This is a genomic window from Acidimicrobiales bacterium (genome assembly GCA_041394185.1).
In the GTDB taxonomy this organism is placed as follows: domain Bacteria; phylum Actinomycetota; class Acidimicrobiia; order Acidimicrobiales; family Poriferisodalaceae; genus JAAETH01.
This window is the reverse complement of the sequence record JAWKIQ010000001.1, coordinates 730,536-756,171: the sequence shown is the minus strand read 5'-3', so window position 1 is coordinate 756,171 and position 25,636 is coordinate 730,536. Positions and strand designations below refer to the sequence as shown.

The following is a 25,636-nucleotide window of genomic DNA, read 5'->3' as shown; positions in this document are numbered from 1 at the left end:
GCAGCGAGAATGCCGCGAATCGGCGTTTTATTGGGCACGATCTGTCTGCTGTTGATAACTCCATTGCTGCTGGTCAACGCCAGCCGGTGGCAGACGGCAACCGATCGAGTGCGTGCTGCCGAACAGGTCGAGTCGAGTGTCGATCGCCTCGATTTGCTGCTGCGGCTGTCTCCTGCCGTCAGCATCGAACAGGTCTCGACCGCCGGCTTCATCGCAGCCGACGAGGCACTCGGACCCCTGCCTCCCGGTGTGCTGACCCTTGCGGGGCTCGACTTCGCCGCGGTCTACGACCTCAACAAGGCCGACGTCGACAGGCTGCTCGAGCAGCTCGATGGTCCGCTCGCGTCGATCGTCTCTACCCAGCTCGACGAAGCCCGCCGGCGGTTCGACTCTGACGATCTGGACGTGACCGAGGCCGCGGCCTTGTACGCGTCGATCGACAAGGACATCTCCTTTGCCATCGAGACCGAGATGCGGCGCCTGGCATCGGCGGCAGGAGCCGGGCGCGACTCTCGTGTCGTCTACGCCGCAGAGGTGGCCGAGCTGGCAGCCAAGGTTCAGCTCGTGTCGATCGAGAGCTCGATGGCTTGGGCCTATGTCGAGGCCCAGGGCATCACGACACCGTCGATCGACAGGGTTCTCGGTTTCCAGAGCACTCTGGCCGAGTACCAACTGCTGGCCACGCAGCTCGATGCGGTCCTTGTGAAGGGCACTCGGGCTGGTGATGCCTGGAGCGCTTTCAAGCACTCACCAGAGGCACACGCGCACGAGCAGAGGCTCGCCGCCACAAGCCGCGAAGTGACTCTGAACGGCGTCGCCGACGAGGGTGGTCCCGAGATCCTTTCTCTGGCTGACCTGGACATCCCCGCAGCAATCGAGACCGGTCAGCAGATCTCGAACGGTTTCGCGGCTTCCCAGCTGGTGACCGAAGCAATAGGCGGGGTGGTCGAGGCCTCGCTGGAAGACGTCGCGCTCGCCGCCGAGGTGGTCACCACCGATGCGTCGAGCCAACGTCGGGGTGCCGTGGCCTGGACCTTCAGCTCGTTGGCGCTGGTTGCGCTTGCGGTGGTGGGGCTGGTGTTTGCGGTCAGTCGCCCGCTGCGCAGGCTCGCAGACGCGGTCGAACAGATCGGGCAGGGCCGCCTCGACACCGAACTGGCCGAAGAAGGTCCGGTCGAGCTGAGGGCGGGCGCCAGGGCCCTGAACAGCGCCCTGGCCTCGCTTCGAACCGCAGAGGCCCAGGCGACCGCCCTGGCCGAGGAGCGGTTGGACGATCCGATATTGGGCCAACGGGCGCCAGGCACGCTGGGCATGTCGCTGCAAAGCGCCGTGTCGCGTCTGACAGAGTCGCTGAACGAGCGCGAGAACTTCGAACGGCGGCTGTCTCACCAGGCGCGCCACGACAGCCTCACCCGCCTGGCCAACCGCGGCGCCACTCTGGAACACCTCGAGCAGGCCATGCAGCGATCGGCCAAACACCACCGGCCGCTGGCGGTGATGTTCATCGACATCGACGACTTCAAGTCGGTGAACGACATCCATGGCCACCGCGCCGGCGACCTGATGCTCAGCACAATCGCCAGGCGCATCGTCACGGCGGTCAGAACCTCCGACCTCGCCGGTCGCCTCGGTGGTGACGAATTCGTCGCAATCGCCGAAGACGTGCCCAACGAGCAGCAGGCCCTCGAGCTCGGCCAGCGACTGCTGGACGAGATCGCCCAACCGATGACGATCGACGGCACCACCCACCACCCCAGCGTGAGCATTGGCGTCGCCCTGGCGGAGGGCCCGTTCGATCCAGACGAGGTGCTCCGCGACGCCGACCTGGCCGTGTACCGCGCCAAGGCGGAGGGCAAGCGGCGCATCGATGTGTGCGACGACCGCCTGCGCAGAGAGGTCGAAGAGCGCGCCGCGGTAGAGCACGACCTGCGCGCCGCCTTGGATGCCGATCAGCTGGTGCTGCACTTCCAGCCCACGGTCGAGGCAGAAACACGCACGATCAGAACCGTCGAGGCACTGGTTCGCTGGCAGCATCCCCAGCGCGGCCTCATCCAGCCCGTCGGCTTCGTGCCAATCGCCGAGAGAAGCGATCTGATCCTCGACCTCGACAGATGGGTGGTGCGCTCCGCAGCCCAGCAACTGGCGGCCTGGGCCGATCACCCGCTGATGGCCGACGTGTCGATTGCGGTGAACATCTCGGCGCGTCACCTGAGCCACGGTGTGCTGGCGGCCGAGGTGGCCGATGTGCTGCAAGCAACCGGGGCCCGCGCCGACCGCCTCATCGTCGAGTTGACCGAGACCGCGCTGTTCGACGACGTCACCGTTGCGGCCGCCGAGCTGCAGCTCTTGCGCGACCTGGGTGTCAGGGTGGCACTGGACGACTTCGGAACCGGCTACATGTCCGTGACACAGCTGAGGTCGCTGGGCTTCGACTCGCTGAAGATCGACCGCAGCTTCGTCGCCGAGATGTCGTCGTCGCAGAACTTCCCCCTCATCAAGCTGATGGTCGACATCGGGCACATCCTGGGCGTCGAAGTCATAGCCGAGGGCATCGAAACCGAGGGCCAGGCCGCCCTGCTGACGTCGCTGGGAAGCGACCACCTGCAGGGCTTCTATTTCGCACGCCCAACGAGCGCCGCCGAGGTCGAGGCAGCTGTGACACTCGCACACGTGTCGGACAACCTCCCGCCGTCGATTCGACCAGCGGATGAACCATCTCCTGAACCCACGGGGCGCGGCGCTACAGTCTCACGGTGACCCTCGAAGGAACAACGAAACCCTCGACGCCCGCAGATGCCTCTGCCGCAGGCGTGAGCCGGCGCGAGTTCCTGCCGATGATGTCGGCCATCATGGCCCTCACCGCACTTTCGATCGACATGGTGTTGCCGGCCTTCGACGAGATGCGCGAGACGTTCGGTCTGGAGCCCCAGTCGCCCCAGATGAGCCAGGTCGTCACGGTCTTCTTCTTCGGTCTGGCCGTCGGGCAGCTGTGGTTGGGCCCGCTGAGCGACCGTTATGGCCGCAAGCCGGTGCTGGCCGCCAGTATCTCGGTGTACGCGATCGCCGCGGTGGCGTCTGCGCTGGCTCCGTCGCTGGGGCTGATGCTGGTCGGCAGGTTCGTTTGGGCCATCGGCGCGTCCGGGTGTCGTGCGGTGGCGGTCGCAATCGTGCGCGACGTGCTGGACGGCGAGGCCATGGCCAAGGCCATGTCGGTGATCATGGCCGTCTTCATCCTGGTGCCCGTGATCGCGCCATCGGTGGGCTCCCTGGTGATCCTGGTGCTGCCCTGGCAGGCGATCTTCCTGCTGTGCGCCGGCTGGGCGATGCTGGTTTGGACGTGGACCAGCCGCCTGCCCGAAACCCTCGCCGAGCACAACAGGCGCAGCCTCCGCATGCGCTCGCTGGCCGAAGGGGCCAAGAGGGTCGCCACCACCCGGGTTACCTCGCTGTCGACCCTGGCATCGGCGTTCCTCCAGGGACTCATGGCCACCTACTTGGCGACCAGCGAGCTGATCATCGGCGACATCTTCGATCTGCGCAGCCAGTTCCCACTGATCTTCGGTGCCATCGCGTCGCTGTTCGCTGTGGGCTCGCTGGCCAACGGCTGGCTGGTCGGCAGGATGGGCCTGGCGCGCGTGGTCCGATGGGCGTCAACGCTGTCACCGGCCGTGACCCTGGTGCTGCTGGCAATTGCAGTGCGATCCGATGGCACGCCGCCCGTGTGGCTGTTCTTGCCGGTGCTGGCGCTGTCGCTGTCGGCCATGACGCTGTTGATGCCCAACCTGAACACCCTCAGCCTCATCCCGATGGGTGACATGGCCGGGTTGGCTTCGTCGCTTACCAGTTCGGTGCGTTTGGGGTTTGGCAGCATCCTGGGCACCATCGCGGCCGCACAGGTTTCCGACTCTGTCACGCCCTTCGCCGTCGCCGCTGTGCTGTTCGCCACGGCAACAGCGGTCACGTCTGTGCTGGCCGTGGCGGGCATGACCCGCCCCGACTGAACCAAGCAGCCGGCGGGGGTGCCGATATTCAGCGAGCCATCGAATAGAACTCGTCGTTGGGCCTCATCGAGCTGAGGTTGGCCAGACGGTTCGACATGGCGAAGAACGCTGTGATGGCGCCGATATCCCAGATCTCGTCGTCGGTGAAGCCCTTCTGGCGCATGTCGTCGATGTCGGCGTCGGTGATCGAACCCGCAGCCGAGCACACCAGCAGCGCGAAGTCGACGATGGCCCGCTCGCGCTCGCTGAGGTCGGCCTTGAAGGGGTTGATCGCTACCTGATCGGCGATCAGCGGGTTCTTGGCCCTGATCCGCAGAATCGCTCCGTGGGCGATCACGCAATACAGACACTCGTTCACCGCGCTGGTGGCGACAACGATCATCTCGCGCTCGGCCTTGCTGAGCCCGTCCTTTCGGTCCATCAAGGCATCGTGACCGGCAAAGAATGCGCGGAACTCGTCTGGTCGATGCGCCAGCGCCAGGAACACGTTGGGGATGAACCCCGACTTCTCCTGCACCTGTTCGATCATCTGGCGGATGTCGTCTGGCATCTCGTCGAGCGAGGGAACTTTGAAACGCGAAATGGGATGCTCGGTCATGGGACCCAAGCTAGTTCGCTAGGACACCACGGCCGGGATGGTGCTCAACGCGGTGCTTTGGGCTAGCCAGCGGACCTGCAGCGGCTCGAGATGCCTGAAGTCGTCGCCCGGAACCAGCAGATCCACCAGGCTGTCGGGGCCCGCCCACCCGGGAACCTCGACCGACACGGCGGCCTCACCGACGTTGGCCAGGCCGAAGAAGGTGCCAAACCGCGGGTGATACCGATGCCAGGCAAACACGGTGTCGTCCCCGACGTCGATGGGGTGAGACGAGGCTGCCGCGTGAAGGGCCGGACACCCTCGGCGTACGTCGACCAGGTGCCTGATGCCACTCCAGAGCCGCCCTGCGGGTGTCGCCGGGTCGCTTCGCAGTGCCGCCAGCGCGTCGTCGAAGCGGGGGCGGTGGCGCCAGCGGCTGTCGCCCGCCAGGTCGGCATCGTCCAGATAGCTGAGGTCGTCGCCCTGGCACAGCTCGTCGCCCATGTACACGATCGGTATCCCGCCGTAGCCGAAGGCGATGGCGTACAGCGCCAACATCCGGCGGATACCGAGGTCGATAGCCGCTTGGTCGCCGGCCTCTAGCCCGGCAGCTACGCCGGCCAGCGCCGCCGCCATGCCCGAGGTTCGCTCGTCGCGGGCATCGGGATTCGAGCTGAACGCAACGCCCCTGGCGAACGACCCGTCGAAATCGCCTCGGTAGAACGCGGCCAGGAAGTCTCGGTGGCCCTGACCCGTTATCTGCATGGTGCCCGCGTCGGCGTCGTCTATGGCCCAGCCGATGTCGTCGTGACACCGCACGTAGGTGAACCACGACGCTCTCTGGGGCGGATCGGGCAACCTGGACAATGCGATTCTGGCCAGTCCCGAGCTGCGGCTTGCCATCATCGACCAGCCCTGCACCATGAGCTGATTGTGATAGCCCAGCTCACATTCTCGGCGTTCGAGGTGGTGCCTTCCGAGATAGCCGACCAGGTCGTCTGGGCCCACGATGGCCTCGGCAAGCAGGATCGTCGCGGGCGCCGCAATGCCCGTCACGGCCCGAAGCGCCTGGGCGATCAGGTGAGCCTCTGGCTGGTTCTGGCACGTGGTTCCCATTCGCTTCCACGTGAAAGCGATTGCATCCAGGCGCAAGATCTCGAAGCCCAGGTTGGCGAGGTCGAAGGCGATTTCGGCCATCTCGACCATCACGTCTGGATTGGCCCAGTTGAGATCCCACTGAAACTCGCGAAACGTCGTCCACACCCAGCGCTGCATGTCTTCGACCCATGTGAAGTTGCCGGGGGCCATGGTGGGGAACACTTCGGGCAGGGTTTGCTCGAACAACACCGGGATGGTGCGGTCCTCGAAGGTCAAGAACAGGTCTCGGTGATACTGAGACCCTGCCGCGGCTTGGCGGGCCCAATCGTGATCGTCGCTGGTGTGGTTGAGGACGAAGTCGACGCACAGGCTCATCTCGCTGGCCCTCATCTCGTCGATCAACGAAACCAGTTGCGCGGCGCTGCCCAGGCGCGGGTCGGGGTTGCGATAGTCGCGCAGCGCGAACCCGCCGTCGCTCTCACCCTCGCGGGCGGTCAGCAACGACAACAGATGCACCACGTCGACGCCCAGCTCGCGCAAGTAGGGCAGCCGGTTCCTGACCCCTTCGAGGTCGCCACCGAACCGGTCGACGTAGGCCATGTAGCCCACCCTCTGGGGCTGGAGATACCAGTCGGGCGTGGTCTGGCGGCGTCGGTCCAGCGTCACCAGGGCCTGCCGTCGCCGGCGTGCGGCGTTGCGGGCTCGCTCGATCAGCGATTCGACAATCTCGTCACACCGGTCGGGGTACAAGCCGGCCACGGCAGCTTCCAGGTCGGGGCGCCACTGGGCCACCCTCGCATCCAGTTCGGCTGTGGTCAGGTTCGACCTGGTACTCAATCGTCGCTCCTCAGTGTGCCCGGCACGCCATACCCGCCGCCGCCCGGCGTCACGATCTCGAACACGTCGCCGGCGGCGACCGTGGTCTTGGCCGTGGCGCCGAACTCGGTGACGGTTCCATCGGCCGCGATCTTGCGCGTTTCACCGGTCGAGCCCGGCTGGCCGCCGGCCGCTCCGTAGGGTGCAACCCGGCGATGCCCCGACAGCACGTTGACCTCCATCGCCTCGCCGAACCGCACCCGGCGCACCGCGCCGTCGCCACCTCGGTGAACCCCGTCGCCACCCGAGCCCGTACGGACATGGAAGGTCTCGAGCATCACCGGATAGCGCCACTCGAGCACCTCTGGATCGGTCAGGCGGCTGTTGGTCATGTGGGTGTGCACGGCGCTGCAACCGTCGGCGCGGGCTGTGGCGCCCGCTCCCCCACAGATGGTCTCGTAGTACTGATGCCGCTCGTTGCCCCAGATGAAGTTGTTCATGGTGCCTTGGGCCGCGCCCATCACGCCCAACGCCCCGTACAGCGTGTCGACTATCACCTGGCTCGTCTCGACGTTGCCTGCGATGACCGCGGCCGGATACGAAGGATTGATCATCGAATCGCGCGGCAACACGACGGTTATCGGCTTCATACAGCCCGCGTTCAGAGGAATGTCGTCATCGACCAGTGTGCGAAACACGTACAGCACGGCCGCGTGTGCGATGGCCGATGGCGCATTGAAGTTGCCCGGATGTGTGGGGCTGGTTCCGGTGAAATCGACGGTCGCAGAGCGTTCGTCGGTGTCGACGGTGATGTTGACGCTGACATGGTGCCCGTCGTCCATCTCGTAGGTGAAGCTGCAGTCGCTGAGGGCTCCGATCACACGCCGTACCGACTCCTCGGCGTTGTCCTTGACGTGGCCCATGTAGGCGTGAACCACATCGAGCCCAAAGTGGGCGATGACCCGCCGCAGCTCCTCGGTGCCCTTCTCGCATGCCGCGACCTGGGCCTGGAGGTCGGCGATGTTCTGCGCCGGGTTGCGACACGGGTAAGGCCCGCCGGTCAACAGCGCATCGATCTCGTCGTACAGGAAGCGGTCCTGGTGAACCAGCAGCACGTTGTCGAGCAGCACGCCTTCTTGGTCGACCGTCGTCGAGTCGGCGGGAGAGCTGCCGGGCACGGTTCCGCCCACATCGGCGTGATGCCCCCGCGACGCAACGTAGAAGATGGGCCTGTCGCCATGCTCGGCGCCCACATCGAACACCGGCTTCACCACCGTGATGTCGGGCAGGTGGGTGCCGCCGTTGTATGGGGCGTTCATCACATAGACGTCGCCGGGCGCCATCTGTGGGTTGTTGGCGATTATCGACTTGATCGATTCGCTCATCGAACCCAGGTGAACGGGCATGTGCGGTGCGTTTGCGACGAGGTCGCCCGCCGGGTCGAACACCGCGCAACTGAAGTCGAGGCGTTCCTTGATGTTGACCGAGGCGGCCGTGTTCTCGAGCACCACCCCCATCTGCTCGGCGATGTTCATGAACAGGTTGTTGAAGATCTCGAGCTGCACGGGGTCGACCGACGTACCCAGGGCCACCCGGCTGGGCAGTGCCACCACCCGCTCTATCACCAGGTCGCCCAGATCGTTGACGGTCGCCCGCCAGCCCGGTTCGACCACGGTGGTGGCCGTCGCCTCCAGGATCACCGCGGGCCCGTCGATCTGAGCGCCCGCCACCAGCGTCGTGCGATCTACGAAGGGGGTGTCGACCGCCTGTCCGGCGAAGACGACCTGCCTGGTTTCGGGTTCGGTCCACTGTGCGGTTCCGGTCGCCGTCCGCACGTCGATCGCGCCGTGGTTGGCAACACCCTCGACGTGTATCGACTCGACCACCATCGGCTTTTCGGGGCTGACGAAACCGAACCGGGCGCGGTGCACGGTTTCGAACCCGCGGGCGATGTCATCTGACGTGCCCGCCGCCACCTGGATCGACGTGTCCGACCCGGCGTAGCGCACGGCAACGCGCCGATGCGTGGCCACAGACGAGGACGGCACTCCCTGGTCGGCGAGCGAGCGCCGGCAGGCGTCGTCGAGGGCGTCGAATCTGGCGGCCAGCCCTGCGACCGTGTGATCGTCCAGCTGCGCCTCGACGGCTTCGTCGACCACGGTTCGAACATCGGCCAGCCCAATACCCAGCGCCGACAACACGCCTGCGTGGGGGTTTATGTGAACCCTGGTGATGCCCAACTTGTCGGCGACCAGGCACGCGTGTTGGCCACCAGCGCCTCCGAAACACACCAACGTGTAGTCGGTGACGTCGTGGCCGCGTTGCACCGAGATCTTCTTGATGGCGTTGGCCATCGACTCGACCGCAATCGCCAGGAAGCCCTCGGCCACCTGTTGCGGCGTCTGCCGTGTCGAAGTGGCCGCTTCGATGCGGGCGGCGAGTTCGGCGAAGCGCTGCTCGACGATTTCTGAATCGAGTGGCTCGTCGCCGTTGGGGCCAAACACGTTTGGGAAGAACTCGGGCCTCAGTCGACCCAGCAAGACGTTGCAGTCGGTGACCGTCAGCGGGCCGCCGTTTCGGTAGGTCGCCGGGCCGGGGTCGGCCCCGGCCGAGTCGGGGCCGACGCGCATGCGAGCACCGTCGAAGTGCAGTATCGAGCCCCCGCCCGCCGCAACGGTGTGTATGTCGATCATCGGCGCACGCACCCTGACCCCCGCCACCTGGGTCTCGTAGGTGCGCTCGAGTTCGCCGCTGTAGTGCGAGACGTCGGTCGATGTGCCGCCCATGTCGAAGCCGATCAACCGGTGAAAGCCGGCTGCCTCGGCGGTTCGCACCATCCCCACCACCCCGCCTGCCGGCCCCGACAGCAGGGCGTCCTTGCCCTGGAAGCTGTGAGCGTCGGCGAGTCCGCCGTTCGACTGCATGAACATCAGCCTCGTCGGGCTGCCATCGGGGTCAGCGGTCTGTAGCTGTGCAGCGACGCGGTTCACGTATCGCCGAAGCACCGGCGAAAGGTAGGCGTCGACCACGGTGGTGTCGCCGCGCCCCACCAGCTTCATCAGTGGCGAGACTTCGTGGCTCACCGACACCTGGCCAAACCCCATGCGTCTGGCCATTGCCGCGATCTGGGCCTCGTGTGAGGTGTGTCGATAGCCGTGCATCAAGCAGATCGCCACCGAGTCGAACCCCTCGGCCCTGGCCGCGGCCAGTGCGGCCTCTACAGCCGTTTCGTCGAGTGCTCTGACCACGGCGCCGTCGGCGGCGACCCGTTCGTCCGCCTCGATCACCGCCGAATAGAGCATCTCGGGCAACACGATGTCGAGGGCGAAGATGTCGGGCCTGGCCTGATAACCGATGCGCAGCGCGTCGGCGAACCCCTTGGTGGTCACCAGTACGGTCGGTTCGCCTCGGCGCTCCAGCAGGGCGTTGGTGGCCACCGTAGTGCCCATCTTCACCCAGTCGATCTGGTCTGTGGGCAGGGGTTCGTCTGCACCCACACCCAGCAGGTCGCGGATGCCTTGTATTGCGGCATCGTCGTATCGGCGGGGGTTCTCCGACAACAGCTTGTGGGTCACCAGGGTGCCGTCGGGCCGACGTGCCACCACGTCGGTGAATGTGCCTCCCCTGTCGATCCAGAACTGCCAACCGGCCATCCCACCATCTTGGCCCACAGCAAGCGCTTCCAGCACCCAGGGCGTCGGGCGGGTCCACCGATTGTGCAAGGCTGGGCCGGATCTGGTTCGATCTTGAGCCGAATGGACGCAACCGACATGTTCAGAACCGACTCGATCCTGCCCGACCCGCCACCGGGCGCAGATCCGATACTGCACGACCGCGAGTACCGCGTGCGGGCATACCGCCTGGCCTCGGATTGCCTGCTGATACAGGGCGCCATCCGCGACCAGAAACCGCCGGGCTTGTACCTGCGCTGTGACCCCGAGCCCATGACCATCCACCACATGCAGCTGTCGCTCGAGATCGAATTCCCGACCCTGGTGATCCGCGGTGTCAACACCGAGTTCGAGACACATCCCCACGGCGACTGCCCCGGCATCACCACCCACTACGGCAACCTGATCGGGTTGTCGATAGCACGCGGGTTCACCCACAAGGTCCGAGAGCTTTTCGGTGGCCCCAGGGGCTGCACACACGTGACAGCCTTGCTGCAGGCCATGGCACCGGTCGCAATGCAGTGTTTCTGGTCGATGCGCCAAGCCGAGGCCCACATAAACGGCGACCCCGACCCCATGCTCGAGAGCCGCGACGACAACGACTCGTGGAAGCGCATCATGAACACGTGCCATGTGTGGGACGAACACGGTCCGCACGTCGCCAACAAGATCGCAGGCGAGCCCGAGCCACCACCGCTGTGGATCCAAAAGCGCGCCAAAGAACTAGGAATCATCGAGGAGATCAAGCAATGACGGCCATCAACGAAGTGACGGACCTGAGCCACGACGGCGACATCGCTGTCATCACGCTCGACTCACCCCCGGTCAACGCCCTCAGCGCCAACGTGCGCGACGGCCTGTACGACGCGTTCGAGGCCGCCATCGCCAGCGACGCCAAGTCGATCGTGCTGATCTGCGCCGGCCGCACCTTCATCGCCGGTGCCGACATCAGCGAGTTCGGCGGCAAGCGGGCCGGCAAGGAGCTGCCCGAGGTACAGCGCATGATCGAGGGCTCGCCCAAGCCGGTGGTAGCCGCCATCCACGGCACCGCCCTGGGCGGAGGTCTCGAGGTCGCACTCTGTGCCCACTACCGAATCGCCGTGCCCAGCGCCAAGTGTGGCCTGCCCGAGGTGAATCTGGGCCTGCTGCCAGGAGCCGGCGGCACCCAGCGCCTGCCGCGCATCGTCGGTGCACAAAAGGCTCTCGAGTTCATGACCCAAGGCACCCACGTGCCCGCCGCGGCATGCCTGGAGATGGGCCTGGTCGACGAGCTGGCCGCCGAGGGCCAACTGCTCGAGGATGCCAAGGCCTACGCCGCTCGTATCGTTGCCGAAGGCCGCCCGTTGGCCAGGGTTCGCGACCTCAGCGACAAGATCGACGCCGACCGTGCCAACCCAGGCCTGTTCGACGACTTCCGCAAGGCCAACGCCAAGAAGTTCCGGGGCTACATGGCTCCCGAGAACATCATCCAGTGCGTCGAGGCCGCGGTGAACCTTCCCTTCGACGAGGGTCTGAAGAAGGAACGCAGCCTGTTCACCGAGCTGGTCGAGGGCGAACAGTCGGCCGCCATGCGCTATGTCTTCTTCGCCGAACGTCAGGTGTGGAAGATCCCGGACCTTCCCAAGGACACGCCGGTGCTTCCCGTCGACAAGGTCGGCATCATCGGTGCGGGCACCATGGGTGGCGGCATCGCCATGAACTTCCTGAATGTCGGTGTTCCTGTGACCATCGTCGAGACCAGCCAGGAGGCCCTCGATCGTGGCATCGGCGTCGTGCGCTCGAACTACGAGCGCTCGGCCAAGCGAGGCCGTTTCACCGCCGAACAGGTCGAACAGCGCATGTCGATGCTGACCCCCAGCCTCGACCTCAACGATCTCGCCGACGTCGACATGGTCATCGAAGCCGTCTTCGAGAACATGGAGGTCAAGAAGGAGGTATTCGGGAAGCTCGATGGCATCTGCAAGCCCGGTGCCGTGCTGGCCACCAACACCAGCTACCTCAACATCGACCAGATCGCCTCGGCCACCACCAGGCCAGAGTCGGTCATCGGCATGCACTTCTTCTCGCCGGCCAACGTCATGGCGCTGCTCGAAGTGGTGCGCGCGGACAAGACCTCCAACGAGGTCATCAACACCGCCATGCAGACCGGTAAGCGCATCGGCAAGATCGCCGTGCTCGCCCGGGTGTGTGACGGCTTCATCGGCAACCGTATGTTGGCCCAGCGCCGCAACGAGGCCAACGCCATGCTCGACGAGGGCGCCATGCCGTGGGACATCGACAAGGCTCTGTTCGACTTCGGCTTTGCCATGGGACCGTTCCAGATGAGCGACCTGGCCGGGCTCGACATCGGCTGGACCGCCGAGACGTCCCAGCCCGATGTGCGCCTGCGCGACCGGCTGGTCGAGCTGGGGCGTCGAGGCCAAAAGACCGGCGCCGGCTACTACGACTATGACGAGAACCGGGTCGGCACGCCGTCGGACGTCGTTGCCGACGCCGTCCGCGAGTTCGCCGCCAAGAGTGGAGCAGAGCCCCGCGACTTCGGCGCCGACGAGATCGTCGAGCGCCTGGTGTTGCCGATGATCAACGAGGGAGCAAAGATCCTCGAAGAGGGCATCGCCATTCGCCCGAGCGACATCGACATCACGTGGATCAATGGCTACAACTGGCCCAAGTACCGAGGCGGCCCCATGTGGTACGCCGATCGTATGGGCATTCCACAGCTCGTAGCCCGGCTCGAGGAGCTGCAGTCGCAGTACGGCGACCGCTGGGCCCCCGCTGATCTGCTCAAGCAGATGGTGGCCGACGGCAAGACGTTCGCCGACCTGAACTGAGGGGTCTCGGCGAGTTGGCCTGGTTCTGCTAGGCCTTGCGGGCCGTCACCACAATCACGGGGCGGCCCGCCATCTGGCGTTTCTCGGCGCGTACCTCGACCAGGCCCGCATCGCTGAAGTGTTTGCCCATGGCCTCGGCGTCGACCATCGAGAATGGGTGGTGTCCCTGGCGTTCGGCCTGCTTGGCACGCTTGGCCGCATAGGGGTGGGTGGGATCGTCGAAGTCTTCGTCGGCCAGCAGCATCCGACCGCCAGGGCGCAGCACCCGTTCGATCTCTACCGCGGCTACATCGGGCGCGTTCCAGTGGTGCATGGTGTTCACGGCCCATACCGCATCGACGCTGCCGGGCGCCTGGTGCAGGGCCTCTGCAGCCCCGGCGACGACCTCGATGTGTGATCGACCCCTGCTGACCAGGCGCCGCAGCTTCAGGACTCGCCTCATGTAGTCGGTGGGTTCGACCGCAACGACATCTGCACCCGACGCGCCGCCACCACCACGCCGGCGCCCACACCCGCACCGACATCGACGACCCGTTGTCCGGCCCTGGGGGCGATGTCTGCCACCACGGCGTCGTTTAGGTCCGACCGCCACATCTTCTTGGCGTTCTTCAGGTAGCGCAGCATGGCCTTGGGGCCCTGGTCGTGATGGTTGCCGTGGCCGTGATGGTCGTGGCCGTGGCCGTGGCCGTGGTGGTGGTCTTCGTTCGTGCCCATGGGCGGAACGGTATCTCGCCAGGGACTTGTGCCCCTACACCAGACCGACCCGCCGAGAGACCATTGTCACGAGGGGTTTCGCCCACCAGGCGCACCCCTCGTCCCGCTCGAAATCGTGCGGGAACCGCGGCAGCCAAGGTGCTGCATGGCAGGAGGTATACCCGTGATGTCGGACACCAACGCCAACCCGGCGCTGTCCAACGAACAGTGGCTCGAGCGTCTGAACGCCGAGCGAGACCGGCTCACGGGGCTACGCGCGGGCGTACTCGAGGAACACGAACCCCACGACGACCGCGAGCTCGACGGAACCATCCGCACGGTCGATTCGCACCACGCCGATCGGGGCGCCGCCACCTATGAACTCGAGCTCGAGACATCGATGCTGCGCCGTTTCGACGACGACATCGCCAAGGTCGACGAGGCCATCGCGAAGCTCGCGGCCGGAACGTTCGGCACATGCGAGCGGTGCGGAAAGCAGATCAACCCCGAGCGCCTCGACTTCGATCCGGCCGCGCGCTATTGCATCACCCACCAGACCGAGATGACGGGTTGACCTGACACCAGCAGCCAACGCTTCTGTTAGGGTTGCTTAACATATGGTACGACGCCGCATGCAGACCCGGCCGGGCCGGTCGAGCCAGACCGACCCGATCATCGGATTCGACCGGTTGGATCACAGTCGCACTTGCCGCCTGTCGGCCCTGGCGGTGGGCGCCTCGGGCATCGTCGTGGCCGTCGACAGCGGCCCGACGGGCGAGGGTCGCAGGCTTCAGGAGATCGGCTTCGTACCGGGCACCCTGGTGAAGGTCGAGCGCACCGCTCCCCTCGGTGACCCGGTCGTCTTCCAGATTCGATCCACCCGGCTGGCGCTGAGGCGTCGGGCCGCCGAACTGGTCGAGGTCAGGCCCCAACAGACGCCGGTGGCTCGGTGATCCGGTCGCGCAGCGTCCCAGATCCGGCCTCGCCGACCGGCACACGGCAGATCGCCATCGTCGGCAGCCCCAACGCCGGCAAGACGAGCATCTTCAACGCCCTCACCGGTGTGCGTTCGAAGACCGCGAACTATCCGGGCGTCACGGTCAGCCGTCGCGAGGCGGTCGTCGACATCGGCGGAGCGCCGGTGTTGCTGGTCGATCTGCCTGGCACCTACGGGCTCGAACCCATCAGCCCAGACGAACGTGTAGTCTCAGACGCCCTTCATGGGCGGGTCGAGGGCGTTGAAGCCCCCGACGCGTTGGTGATGGTTGCCGACGCGACCAGCCTCGAACGGTCGCTGTTCCTGCTGGCCGAATTCCTCGAGCTCGGCAAGCCGCTGTGCCTGGTTCTGACGATGATCGACGAGGTTACGATTCGGCGCGGGGCCGTCGACGTGAACCGGCTGTCTGACGCGCTGGGCGTTCCTGTCATAGGCGTCGTCGGACATCGCGGTGTGGGGCTCAACGGTCTCACCGAGCTGCTCGCACACAGCCACGACTGGATCATGCCCATAGTCGATCCGCCGGGCACATTGGCCGGCAGGGCGGCGTGGATCGACTCGATAGTCGAGTCGGTGGTGACGCCGCTCGATCCCGACAGCCGCACGGCCCGCATCGACGCCGTTCTGCTGCACCCGATCGCGGGTCCGCTCGTGTTCGTCATGGTGATGCTGGCCTTCTTCCAGTCGATCTTCACGCTGGCGACCCCTGTTGTCGACAGGCTCGAACAGGCCCTCGGCAGCCTCGCCGAGACAACTCGAGACCTATTCGGCGGATGGTTGGGTGATCTGCTGGCAGACGGCGTCGTCGCAGGCGTAGGTGGGGTGCTGGTGTTCGTGCCCCAGATAGCGATGCTGTTCTTGATCATCGGTCTGCTCGAGCGCGTTGGCTACCTGGCCCGGGCCGCGCTGATGACCGACCGGGTGATGGGACGCTTCGGGTTGGAGGGCCGCAGCTTCGTAGCGATGTTGTCGTCGTTTGCGTGTGCCGTGCCCGGCATCATGTCGGCGCGGACCATTCCAGACGAACGTCACAGGCTGGCCACGATGATGGCCGCACCCCTGATGACCTGCTCGGCTCGGCTGCCCGTGTTCACTCTCTTGATCGCCGCGTTCGTTCCAGCGGGCCAAGCGTTCGGCCCGATCGGCCAACAAGGGCTGGCCCTGTTCGGGTTGTACGTGCTGGGCGCCGTCTCCGGTCTGGCGTATTCGGCGATTCTCAGTCGCACGATGCTCAGCGCACCCAGCGCCCCGTTCATGATGGAACTTCCCCCATACCGGCGCCCGACATTGGCGGCCGCCATGTTGCACGTGTGGGACGGAGTTTGGTCGTTCGTGCGCAAGGCCGGAACCATCATCTTGGTGACCACCATCGCCCTTTGGGTGCTGTTGTCTTTCCCCCGGTCGACACCGCCGATCGAGTTGACCGGTTCGCAGGCGGCGAGCTACGAGATGGAACACAGCATCGGCGGCCAACTCGGCAAGGCGCTCGAGCCGGTAACCGCTCCGCTGGGGTTCGAGTGGCGCACCAATGTCGCCCTCATCGGCTCGCTGGCCGCACGCGAGGTGTTCGTGTCGACCCTGGCGATAACCACGGCATCGGAGGACGAGTCGGCGCTCGCCGACCGCATCACCGAGCTGAGACGTCCCGACTCGACCCGCGTCTTCGATGGGCCCACCGTCGCCGCGCTGCTGGTGTTCTTCGTGTACGCGCTTCAGTGTCTGTCGACCGTGGCCGTACTGCGCCGCGAAACCAACTCGTGGCGTTGGCCCGCGGTGGCGATGTCGTCGATGCTCTTGTTGGCTTATGCGGGCGCTTTCGTGGCTCGCAGCGTGGTCCAGGTGGTCATGTGAGCCTCGATCTGCCCAGGAGAATGCACGCCGAGCGAACCGCCGAACCCGCGGTGATGCGGTGGGTCACCCACGAAGCGGCATTGGCGCAGAGTCCACCGGGGCGCCGGTGCGTTCCAGAGTCGGCACCGCTGCACTCGCTGGTATCGGATGGCTCGATCTCAGAGGTGGCGGTTCGCGACGACTGTGTGCTGGTTCGAAGCTCACATCCCGAGATGTGGCGCCAGATAGCGCCACGCGTGCAGGCAGCGATCTCGCTCGAGCTCGACTCGATGACCCGCGACGCGGCCCACTGGCTGCTGGAGGCACAACCCCGAACCCGACCCGACGTCGAACCGGCCACCGTCGAGCAGGTTCAGGCTGCCATCGACCGCACCTGTGGCCCCTTGATTGCGGCCCACGGGGGCACGATGACCGTGGTGGCTGTAGATGCAACATCGGTTGTGCTGCGGGCCCAGGGGGCGTGTCAGGGATGCTCGCGCTCGCACGACACGCTGATGTCGACCATCGCACCGGCCCTTCGCCGTCTGTTCCCCGACCTGGTCGATGTCCGCCTCGAACGCGCCGAGGCCGAGTTCACCGACGAACCTGTGAGCGACCCGCTGCCCGGGCGCCAGGTGAAACTGTTGCGGCGTCGCCCCCGCTCATCGGGACCCAACTGCCACTGACCGGCCTAGCCGGCCGAGGTCGCGTTGCGAAGGGCCAGACGCGCTGCGGCGAGGTCGGCCACAGCGAACCCCGCCGACTTGAACAGCGTGATCTGATCGTTGCTGGTGCGTCCGGCGTGATCGCCCCGGGCCAGAGTGGCCAGATCGGCAACGATGTCGTCGGCGCTGAACCAGCCATCGGCGATGGGCTGAGACAGATCGCCTGCCAGCGTTGCGCCCGACACGGTGTCGACGAAGACGTCTGCTCGCTCGACGGCCCGATCGTCCGATTCGCGCATCTCGTGCTGGAAGCCACCGATCAGGTCCAGATGCGCGCCAGGCGCCAGCCAGTCGCCGTTGATCAACGGCGAGGTGGCCGCGGTGACACACGAGATCAGGTCGGCCTGGGCCACCGCTTGCGAAAGATCGGTGGCCACCCGCGCGTCGAAGCCTTCAGAGGCCAGGCGTTCGGCCACGGCCGCTGCCTTGTCGGCGCTTCGGCCCCAGACCTCTATGGTCGATATCGGCAGCACGTGCGAGTGCGCCCGAGCGACGTTGGGCGCCAGGCTTCCCGTGCCCACCACCAGCAGGCGCGACGAGTCGGGCCGGGCCAGATGGCGCGACGCCAGGGCCGAGATCGCTGCGGTGCGCCGCGCGGTCAATTCGTCGCCGTCGATCGTCGCCACGTGGCGTCCGTCTCGTCCGTCGAACAACAGCACGGCCGCGTTCACCGTGGGTACGACGGTTCCGGCGTTGGATGGAAAGAACGTGACCACCTTCGTCGCGATGAGCTCGCCCGCTGTCCACGCCGGCATCAACAACAACGCCCCGGTCGATCCATCGACCATGGGCACGTCGTGTACGTGACGTTGTGGCGCGACGCTGTTGCCCGCCGCCAGCTCGGCGCCTATCGCATCGATCAGTTCGCCCCACGGCGTCGCGTCGACCACTCGCCCGGCATCAAGAAACTCCACCGCCACACCCTACGCGCCGTTGGTCAGTACGAGGTGATGGCCTTCATGTAGTTGACGCGCTCGAACGCACTGGGGTCGGGAACCGCGGCCTGGTTGACACTGCCCTTCGCCTGCTCGATCGACTGATAGTCGTGGGTGGAGAACCAATCGGTCATCTGGTCCAGCACCGTCCGCACATGACCGGGCCCGTTCTTGAGCAGCGACGAAGCCATCATCACCGCGTCGGCACCGGCCAGCACGAGCTTGGCTGCCGACAGCCCGTCGTGCACTCCCCCGGTAGCCGCCAGGTCGATGTCGATCTGGGCGCTCAGGATCGCAATCCAACGCAGAGCCAGCCGCATCGTCACCGGCTCGCTGAGCACGATGTCTGGCGTCACCACCAGCCGCTCGAGGTCGATGTCGGGCTGATAGAAGCGGTTGAACAACACCAGGGCATCGGCGCCGGCCGACTGCAGCCTTTGGGCCATGTTCGACATCGACGAGAAGAACGGAGCGATCTTGACCGCCAGGGGAATCTGCACCTCGCCCCTGACCTGCTCGACCAGGCGCAAGTAGCGATCTTCGACATCGAACGCGTTCTCGCTGGGGTCGGCAGCGACGTGATAGATGTTCAGCTCGAGCGCGTCGGCGCCCTCGTCTTGAAGCGCCAACGCATAGTGTGTCCAGCCACCCTCCGAGGTTCCGTTGAGGCTGGCGATCACCGGAATCGTCAGCTCGCGCTTGGCCTTGACCAACACGTCGAGATACTCGTCGGCACCGGTGTTGTAGCCGTCCAGAGCGGGGAAATAGCCGTCGTAGGCCTCGGGGCTGAACTCGGCACCGAAGTCGAGCTGGTTGCGAAACGCCGCTATCTCGTGTTCGACCTGCTCTTCGAACAGCGAGGGCAGCACCACGGCTGCCACGCCCGCCTCTTGCAGCGCCAACAGCGAGTCGACCGACCCCGTCAGAGGTGAGGCCGAAGCGACCAGAGGGTGGGCAAGGTCGAGGCCCATGTAGCTGGTTCTCATGTCGGTGCTCATCAGTCTTCCTCCTCGAGAATCCCGAACCTCGCCGTTCGTTCGACCTCGACCATCTGTTCGTACAGGTGCCACCGGTCGTCGATGTCGCGCTGGGCGGCACTCATCAGCTCGTCAGCCACCGCCGGATTGACCCGAGCCAACATCGAGAACCTGGCCTCGCTCTCGGCGAACCGCTTGAACGGGATCGTCGGCTTGCGACTGTCGAGGTGCAGGGCGTGATCGCCGTGTTCTTCGCGATGCGGGTCATAGCGGTACAGAGGCCAATAGCCACTGTCGGCGGCCATCTTCTGGTGAGACATCTGCTCTGTCATGTCTATGCCGTGTGCGATACACGGGCTGTAGGCAATGATGATCGACGGTCCCGGGTGGGCGGCAGCCTCGGCGAACGCCTTGACCGTCTGGGTCATGTTGGCGCCCATTGCGATGTGGGCCACGTACACGTCGCCGTAAGCCATCGCGATCATGCCAATGTCCTTCTTCGCGGTGGCCTTGCCACCTGCAGAAAACTTGGCGATGGCCCCGCGAGGTGTCGCCTTCGACGTCTGCCCGCCGGTGTTGGAGTAGACCTCGGTGTCGAGCACCAGGATGTTGACATCACGCCCCGACGCCAGCACGTGGTCGACGCCGCCGAACCCGATGTCGTAGGCCCATCCGTCGCCGCCTATCAACCACACCGATCGCGGTACCAGCTGATCGGCCGTAGCCATCAGCTCGACGGCCTTCGGGTCGTCGACACCGTCGAGCGCCATGCGCAGCTGCTCTATCAGCGAACGCTGCAGGGCGATCTCGTCTTCGGTGCGGGCCGGATTGTCGAGCAACTGCTGGGCCACAGGGCCGATCACGTCGGCCAGCTCGCCCACCAGGCGCCGAGCCGTCTCGATGTGAGAGTCGATGCCAAGGCGAATACCCAGCCCGAACTCGGCGTTGTCCTCGAACAGCGAGTTGGCCCAGGCCGGGCCACGGCCGGCGTCGTCGACCGACCACGGTGTGGTGGGCAGATTGCCGCCGTAGATCGAAGAACACCCCGTGGCGTTGGCGACCACGAGGCGGTCGCCCATCATCTGGGTCAGCAGCTTCAGGTACGGCGTCTCGCCGCAACCAGAACACGCACCTGAGAACTCGAACAGCGGTTCGGCCATCTGCGAGCCCTTGACGGTGTCGAGGCGAAGCTCGGCTCGCTTGTGCTCGGGCAGGCCGAGGAAGTAGTCGAAGAACCGGCGCTCGTCGTCGACGTGTGCGGCGATCGGCTCCATGTTGATCGCCTTGTGCTTGACGACTTCCTTGCTCTTGGCGGGGCACACGCTGACACAGACCCCACAGCCGGTGCAGTCGTCTGGGGCCACCTGGATGATCGCCCTGGTCGCCGCAGCGCTGCCGGCACCCGACCGGTCGGTCCATTCCTTCGACCGAAAGCCGCCGGGCTGATCGGCCAGATCGTCAGGAGCCACCACCTTCAGCCGGATGGCCGCGTGGGGGCACACCAACGCACACCGGGCGCAGTCGATGCAGATCTCGGGATCCCAGATAGGGATCTCCTGTGCGATGGCTCGTTTCTCCCACTTTGTGGTGCCGGTGGGGAACGTTCCGTCGACGGGTAGCGCGCTGACAGGCAACAGGTCGCCTTCGCCGGCGATCATGCGCGCCGTGACCCTCGAAACGAAGTCGGGTGCAGCGTCGGGCACCGGCGCCGGGCGACGTCTGCGCGTTGTCACCTCAGACGGCACGTCGAGCTTGACCAGCGCTGCAATGGAGTCGTCGACGGCGGCATGGTTGCGCTGCAGAATTCGCGCGCCGCGCTTGCCGTACGTCTTGCTGATGGCGTTCTTGATGGCGTCTATCGCCTGGTCGGTCGGGATCACCCCCGACAGGTGGAAGAAGCACGTCTGCAGAACCGTGTTGACGCGGTTGCCCAAACCGTTGGCTCTGGCCACGGCTCCTGCATCGACGATCCACACATCGAGCTGCTTGTCGATGATCGCCTGCTGGGCCTCGACTGGCAGCGCATTCCAGGTCTGGTCGGGTGGCAGCGCAGAGTTGATCAGCAAGGTTGCGCCCCGACCGGCGATCCCCAAGACATCGACCCGGTCGAAGGCACCGAAGTGATGAACGCCTACGAAGCCCGCCTCCGCCACCAGGTAGGCCGACTCGATCGGCTGGGGCGAGAACCTCAGGTGCGACACGGTCATCGAACCCGACTTCTTCGAGTCGTAGACGAAGTAGCCCTGGGCGTAGAGCGGTGTCAGCTCGCCGACGATCTTGACCGAGTTCTTGTTGGCGCCCACCGTGCCATCGCTGCCCAGTCCATAGAACACCGAGCGCTTCACGTGGTCGGGCTCGTGCCAACGCTCGGGCATCTCCAAGCTGAGGTCGGTCAGGTCGTCGACGATTCCCACGGTGAAGGGGCTCTTCGGCGTTTCGGCCACCATGTTGTCGAACACCCCACCAGCCATCGCCGGTGTTAACTCTTTCGACGAGAGGCCGAAGCGGCCCCCGGTGACCTTGGGAAGCGTGGCGCCAGGCCAGCGCTGCGCCAGCGCAGCCACGACATCGAGATAGAGGGGTTCGCCCGGTGCCCCTGGTTCTTTGGTGCGGTCCAGGACCGAGATCCGCTGCACCGTTGCAGGCAGTGCATCCACGAAAGCCGCGACGTCGAAGGGCCTGTAGAGGCGCACGTTCAGGACCCCGACCCTCTCACCGGCTGCTACCCGGGCGCGCACCGCCTCGTTGACGGTGCCGGCGCCAGAGCCCATCACCACGATGACGTCGGTGGCCTCGGGGTGACCGTCGTAGTCGAACAGCCGGTAGCTGCGCCCGGTCAGCTCGGCGAATCGTTTCATCTCGGCGGCCACGATCGAGGGAACGGCCTCGTGGAAGGGGTTGCAGGCCTCTCGAGCCTGGAAGAACACATCTGGGTTCTGAGCCGTGCCCCGCAACACGGGCCGATCGGGGTCGAGACCTCGCAACCGATGAGCGACGACCATCTCGTCGTCGATCATCGCCCTGACGACCGAGTCTTCGACCAGGGCGATCTTGGCAACCTCGTGGCTGGTGCGGAACCCGTCGAAGAAGTGGATGAAAGGCACCCGGGCCCGCAGCGTGGCCGCATGGGAGATCAACGCCATGTCCTGCGCTTCTTGCACCGAACCCGAAGCCAGCAGCGCCACGCCGGTCTGACGCACAGCCATCACATCACTGTGGTCGCCGAAGATGCTCAGAGCGTGAGTCGCGACGGTTCGCGCCGCAACATGGATGACCGCCGGCAACAACTCGCCCGCGATCTTGTACAGGTTGGGAATCATCAGCAGCAGGCCCTGCGACGCAGTGAACGTCGTGGTGAGGGCTCCACCCTGCAACGAGCCGTGCACCGCACCTGCGGCGCCGGCCTCGCTTTGCATCTCGACCACCTCGGGGACTGCACCCCACAGGTTCTTCTGGCCCGCTTGTGACCAGGCATCGGCGAACTCGCCCATAGGCGAAGCAGGGGTGATCGGATAAGATCGCGACCACCTCCGACACCTTGTGAGCGATTCGTGCCGCGGCCTCGTTGCCGTCGAGGGTGGCGTATACGGAACGTTTGTCGCCACCTCCCGTGGTTGCGTCATCCATCACTTGTTCCAGCTCTCTTCGATTGCGGCGTGAGCGGCGGCCAGGCGGGCGACAGGAACCCGATAGGCAGAGCAGCTCACATAGTCGAGGCCCAGCTTCTGGCACAGCCGGATCGACGCCGGGTCGCCTCCGTGCTCACCACAGATTCCGACGGTGAGGTCGGGCCTGGTGGCCCGTCCTTCCTCGATGGCCATGCCCATCAGCCGGCCGACGCCCTCGGCGTCGATCGACCGGAACGGGTTCTCGTCGATGATGTGTTCGTCGAGGTATCCCAGCAAGAAGCTGGCCTCGGCGTCGTCGCGGCTGACACCCAACGTCATCTGGGTGAGGTCGTTGGTGCCGAACGAGAAGAACTGGGCGTGCTCGGCGATCTTGCCGGCCGTCAGCGCGGCGCGGCACCTCGATCATGGTCCCGATGGGTATCTCGATGGTCTCGCCACGCTCGGCGAACACGGCCTGCATCTCGGCCTCGATCAGCTTGCGCGCCGCCGCCATCTCGTTGGCGTTGCCAACGAGCGGCACCATGATCTCGGCGTCGACCTCGAGCCCGTCTCCGGCTACGTCCAGAGCGGCCTCGGTGATGGCCCTGGCCTGCATGCGGATCAACGAGTCGATCTTGAGGCCCAGCCGAACACCGCGAAGGCCCAGCATCGGGTTCTCTTCACGCAGGTCTTCGACCCTGGCCAGCATCGCCTTGACCTCGGCCAGTTCCGAAACCAACTCGTCGACCGATTCGAGATCGGCAGCGTTCACGAGCTTGATGCGCAGATCGGCGGCTCGGGTCAACAGCTGGTCGTGGTTGGGCAGGAACTCGTGCAGTGGCGGGTCGAGCAACCGGATGATCACCGGGTGCCCCTCCATGGCCCGGAAGAGGCCGTCGAAATCGCCGCGCTGCATCGGCAGCAACGAGAACACCGCCTCTTTCTGCTCGACCGCCGTCTCGGCGGTGATCATGCGCTGCATTATCGGAAGCCGATCGGGGGCGAAGAACATGTGCTCGGTACGGCACAGTCCAATGCCGGCCGCTCCGTAGCTGCGAGCACGAGCTGCCTCGACCGGGTCGTCGGCGTTGGCGCGCACCCCCAGGGTCCGGAAGTCGTCCGCCCAATCGAGCAGGGTCGACAACCACTCGTTGTCGAGGTCGGGGTCTGACGTCTCGACCTGGCCCAGATAGACCTTGCCGGTCGTGCCGTCGACCGATATGTACTCGCCCTCGCGCACATCGATCTGCCCGATCGACATAGACCTGGCCTGCAGGTTGATGTCTATGTCGATTGCGCCGACCACCGCGGGCTTGCCGAACTGGCGAGCGACCAGCGCCGCGTGGCTGGTGCGGCCGCCGCTGGATGTCAAGATGCCCTTGGCTGCCAGCATGCCGTGCACGTCGTCTGGCTTGGTCTCGGGGCGCACCAGCACCACGGCCCTGCCCTCGCCAGCCCACCGCTCGGCCAGATCGGGGTCGAATGCGACCATGCCAACCGCAGCGCCTGGCGAAACGTTCAGGCCTGACGTCAGCTGCGTGGCCGCCTCGAGCCCATGAGGCGCGAATTGGGGATGCAGGAAGAAATCGATCTGGTCAGGGGTCACCCTGATCACCGCTTCCTCGCGGGAGATGAGGCCCTCGTTGGCCAGTTCGACGGCGATTCGGACAGCCGCCTGCGCGGTTCGCTTTCCGGCTCGTGTCTGCAGCAGCCACAGCTTGCCCGACTCGACCGTGAACTCCATGTCCTGCATGTCGCGGTAGTGGTTCTCGAGGCGCTTCGCGATGGCCGCGAACTCTGCCGCCACCTCGGGCATGTCGCCGGCCAGGTCGGCGATGTTCTTGGTGGGACGGATCCCAGCGACAACGTCCTCGCCCTGGGCGTTGATGAGGTAGTCGCCTTCCAGGTGGTCTTCGCCCGTGGTCGCGTCCCTGCTCATCGCAACGCCGGTGGCGCAGTCGTCGCCCATGTTGCCGAACACCATGGTCACCACGTTCACAGCGGTACCCAGATCGTGCGCTATGCCCGACGCGACGCGATAGTCGTGGGCGCGCCGGCTGCCCCAGCTCTCGAAAACTGCCTGAACCGCCATGCGCAGCTGGACATAGGGGTCGGTCGGGAACTCGACGTCTGAATGCAGGCCCACGACGGTCTTGAACGAGTTGATGATGGTCTTGAGGTCGTCGATGCTGAGTTCGGCGTCGCTGGCAACCCCTGCACGCGATCTCTGGGTGCGCAACACGTGCTCGAAGGCCTCGTCGGCCACGCCCAGGACGACCCCTCCGAACATCTGGATCAGCCGGCGATACGAGTCGAGCACGAAGCGTTCGTTGCCCGTAGCGGCGGCCATGCCCTGGACGACCTCGTCGTTGAGGCCGATGTCGAGAACGGTGTCCATCATGCCCGGCATCGAGAACTTGGCACCCGACCGACACGCAACCAGAAGTGGGTTGGCCGGGTCGCCGAAGTTCTTACCGGTCTGTTCTTCCAACCAGCCCATCGCCTCGAGCACCTGGTCCCAGAGCCCATCGGGAAGCTCGCCATCGGCGCCCTGGTAGGCGTTACACGCCTCGGTGGTGACGACGAAGCCTGGCGGAACGGGTATTCCCAGCCGGGTCATGTCACCGAGGTTGGCGCCCTTGCCTCCCAACAACCCCCGCACGTCTTCCCAGTCGCCCCCGACGTACTCCTGTGCTTCATCAACCTGGTCGAACCGATACAACCAACGGCGCGTAGACATGACTCTCCGATCGACGTCTCACGTTCAAGACTCGGTTACGAACGTTCCAATCGAAAGGGCCGGACGACCAGGGCACAACGACCCTCCACAGCACCGGACAAAGGCGTCATATTGGGCCCGTTGCCTACTAAGGAGAA

Annotated in this window: 15 protein-coding genes and 1 pseudogene; 8 read left to right on the top strand and 8 right to left on the bottom strand. The window is 65.6% G+C overall.

Features of this window, described 5'->3' with window-relative positions; translation table 11 throughout:
- The first annotated feature begins 9 nt into the window (after positions 1 to 9).
- Positions 10 to 2,757, top strand: a complete 2,748-nt coding sequence (locus R2770_03600) for an EAL domain-containing protein (protein ID MEZ5279533.1) — start codon at positions 10 to 12, stop codon at positions 2,755 to 2,757.
- Positions 2,754 to 4,001 (top strand): multidrug effflux MFS transporter, encoded by a 1,248-nt coding sequence (locus R2770_03595; protein MEZ5279532.1) that lies wholly within the window; start codon positions 2,754 to 2,756, stop codon positions 3,999 to 4,001. Before R2770_03600 ends, R2770_03595 begins: the two co-directional genes overlap by 4 nt.
- 28 nt (positions 4,002 to 4,029) lie before the next feature.
- Here R2770_03595 and R2770_03590 read toward each other — a convergent pair whose 3' ends face one another.
- From R2770_03590 to R2770_03580, 3 genes are read right to left on the bottom strand one after another with little or no spacing between them, the layout of a single operon-like run.
- Positions 4,030 to 4,599, bottom strand: coding sequence for a peroxidase-related enzyme (locus tag R2770_03590; protein MEZ5279531.1), 570 nt, complete (start codon positions 4,597 to 4,599; stop codon positions 4,030 to 4,032).
- Positions 4,600 to 4,617: 18 nt separating this feature from the next.
- On the bottom strand, positions 4,618 to 6,513 hold the full coding sequence (locus R2770_03585; protein MEZ5279530.1) for an alpha-amylase family glycosyl hydrolase: 1,896 nt from the start codon (positions 6,511 to 6,513) through the stop codon (positions 4,618 to 4,620).
- Positions 6,510 to 10,145, bottom strand: a complete 3,636-nt coding sequence (locus R2770_03580; protein ID MEZ5279529.1) for a hydantoinase B/oxoprolinase family protein — start codon at positions 10,143 to 10,145, stop codon at positions 6,510 to 6,512. Before R2770_03580 ends, R2770_03585 begins: the two co-directional genes overlap by 4 nt.
- 102 nt (positions 10,146 to 10,247) lie before the next feature.
- Between R2770_03580 and R2770_03575 the strand changes: the two genes are divergently transcribed.
- Both R2770_03575 and R2770_03570 read left to right on the top strand, forming a co-directional pair.
- Positions 10,248 to 10,916, top strand: coding sequence for a DUF2889 domain-containing protein (locus tag R2770_03575; protein MEZ5279528.1), 669 nt, complete (start codon positions 10,248 to 10,250; stop codon positions 10,914 to 10,916).
- Positions 10,913 to 12,994, top strand: coding sequence for a 3-hydroxyacyl-CoA dehydrogenase NAD-binding domain-containing protein (locus tag R2770_03570; GenBank protein MEZ5279527.1), 2,082 nt, complete (start codon positions 10,913 to 10,915; stop codon positions 12,992 to 12,994). Before R2770_03575 ends, R2770_03570 begins: the two co-directional genes overlap by 4 nt.
- A gap of 28 nt (positions 12,995 to 13,022) precedes the next feature.
- Here R2770_03570 and R2770_03565 read toward each other — a convergent pair whose 3' ends face one another.
- Positions 13,023 to 13,586 (bottom strand): class I SAM-dependent methyltransferase, encoded by a 564-nt coding sequence (locus tag R2770_03565; GenBank protein ID MEZ5279526.1) that lies wholly within the window; start codon positions 13,584 to 13,586, stop codon positions 13,023 to 13,025.
- 288 nt (positions 13,587 to 13,874) lie between these two features.
- On the opposite strand from R2770_03565, the gene R2770_03560 reads away from it, so the two are divergent.
- The 4 genes from R2770_03560 to R2770_03545 are packed head-to-tail and all read left to right on the top strand — an operon-like array spanning position 13,875 to position 17,200.
- Positions 13,875 to 14,261, top strand: a complete 387-nt coding sequence (locus R2770_03560) for a TraR/DksA C4-type zinc finger protein (GenBank protein MEZ5279525.1) — start codon at positions 13,875 to 13,877, stop codon at positions 14,259 to 14,261.
- A gap of 58 nt (positions 14,262 to 14,319) precedes the next feature.
- Complete coding sequence (locus R2770_03555) at positions 14,320 to 14,640, top strand: FeoA family protein (protein MEZ5279524.1); 321 nt, start codon at positions 14,320 to 14,322, stop codon at positions 14,638 to 14,640.
- On the top strand, positions 14,637 to 16,535 hold the full coding sequence (locus R2770_03550; protein ID MEZ5279523.1) for a ferrous iron transporter B: 1,899 nt from the start codon (positions 14,637 to 14,639) through the stop codon (positions 16,533 to 16,535). The genes R2770_03555 and R2770_03550 overlap by 4 nt, the downstream gene beginning before the upstream one ends.
- Entirely contained in the window at positions 16,532 to 17,200 is a 669-nt protein-coding gene (locus R2770_03545) for a NifU family protein (protein ID MEZ5279522.1), read from the top strand. The genes R2770_03550 and R2770_03545 overlap by 4 nt, the downstream gene beginning before the upstream one ends.
- Before the next feature lie 5 nt (positions 17,201 to 17,205).
- On the opposite strand, the gene R2770_03540 is transcribed toward R2770_03545, so the two are convergent.
- The 4 genes and pseudogenes from R2770_03540 to ppdK all read right to left on the bottom strand — a co-directional run bounded on the left by R2770_03540 (position 17,206) and on the right by ppdK (position 25,499).
- Positions 17,206 to 18,153 carry an ornithine cyclodeaminase family protein gene (locus R2770_03540; GenBank protein ID MEZ5279521.1) on the bottom strand — a complete coding sequence of 316 codons (948 nt, stop codon included), beginning with the start codon at positions 18,151 to 18,153 and terminating at the stop codon, positions 17,206 to 17,208.
- A gap of 23 nt (positions 18,154 to 18,176) precedes the next feature.
- The gene (locus R2770_03535; GenBank protein MEZ5279520.1) at positions 18,177 to 19,172 is read right to left on the bottom strand and encodes a dihydroorotate dehydrogenase-like protein; all 996 of its coding nucleotides are present in this window, start codon (positions 19,170 to 19,172) and stop codon (positions 18,177 to 18,179) included.
- On the bottom strand, positions 19,172 to 22,774 hold the full coding sequence (gene nifJ / locus R2770_03530; GenBank protein MEZ5279519.1) for a pyruvate:ferredoxin (flavodoxin) oxidoreductase: 3,603 nt from the start codon (positions 22,772 to 22,774) through the stop codon (positions 19,172 to 19,174). Before nifJ ends, R2770_03535 begins: the two co-directional genes overlap by 1 nt.
- 3 nt (positions 22,775 to 22,777) lie before the next feature.
- A pseudogene (ppdK, locus tag R2770_03525) lies at positions 22,778 to 25,499 on the bottom strand (pyruvate, phosphate dikinase).
- Between the last annotated feature and the right edge of the window lie 137 nt (positions 25,500 to 25,636).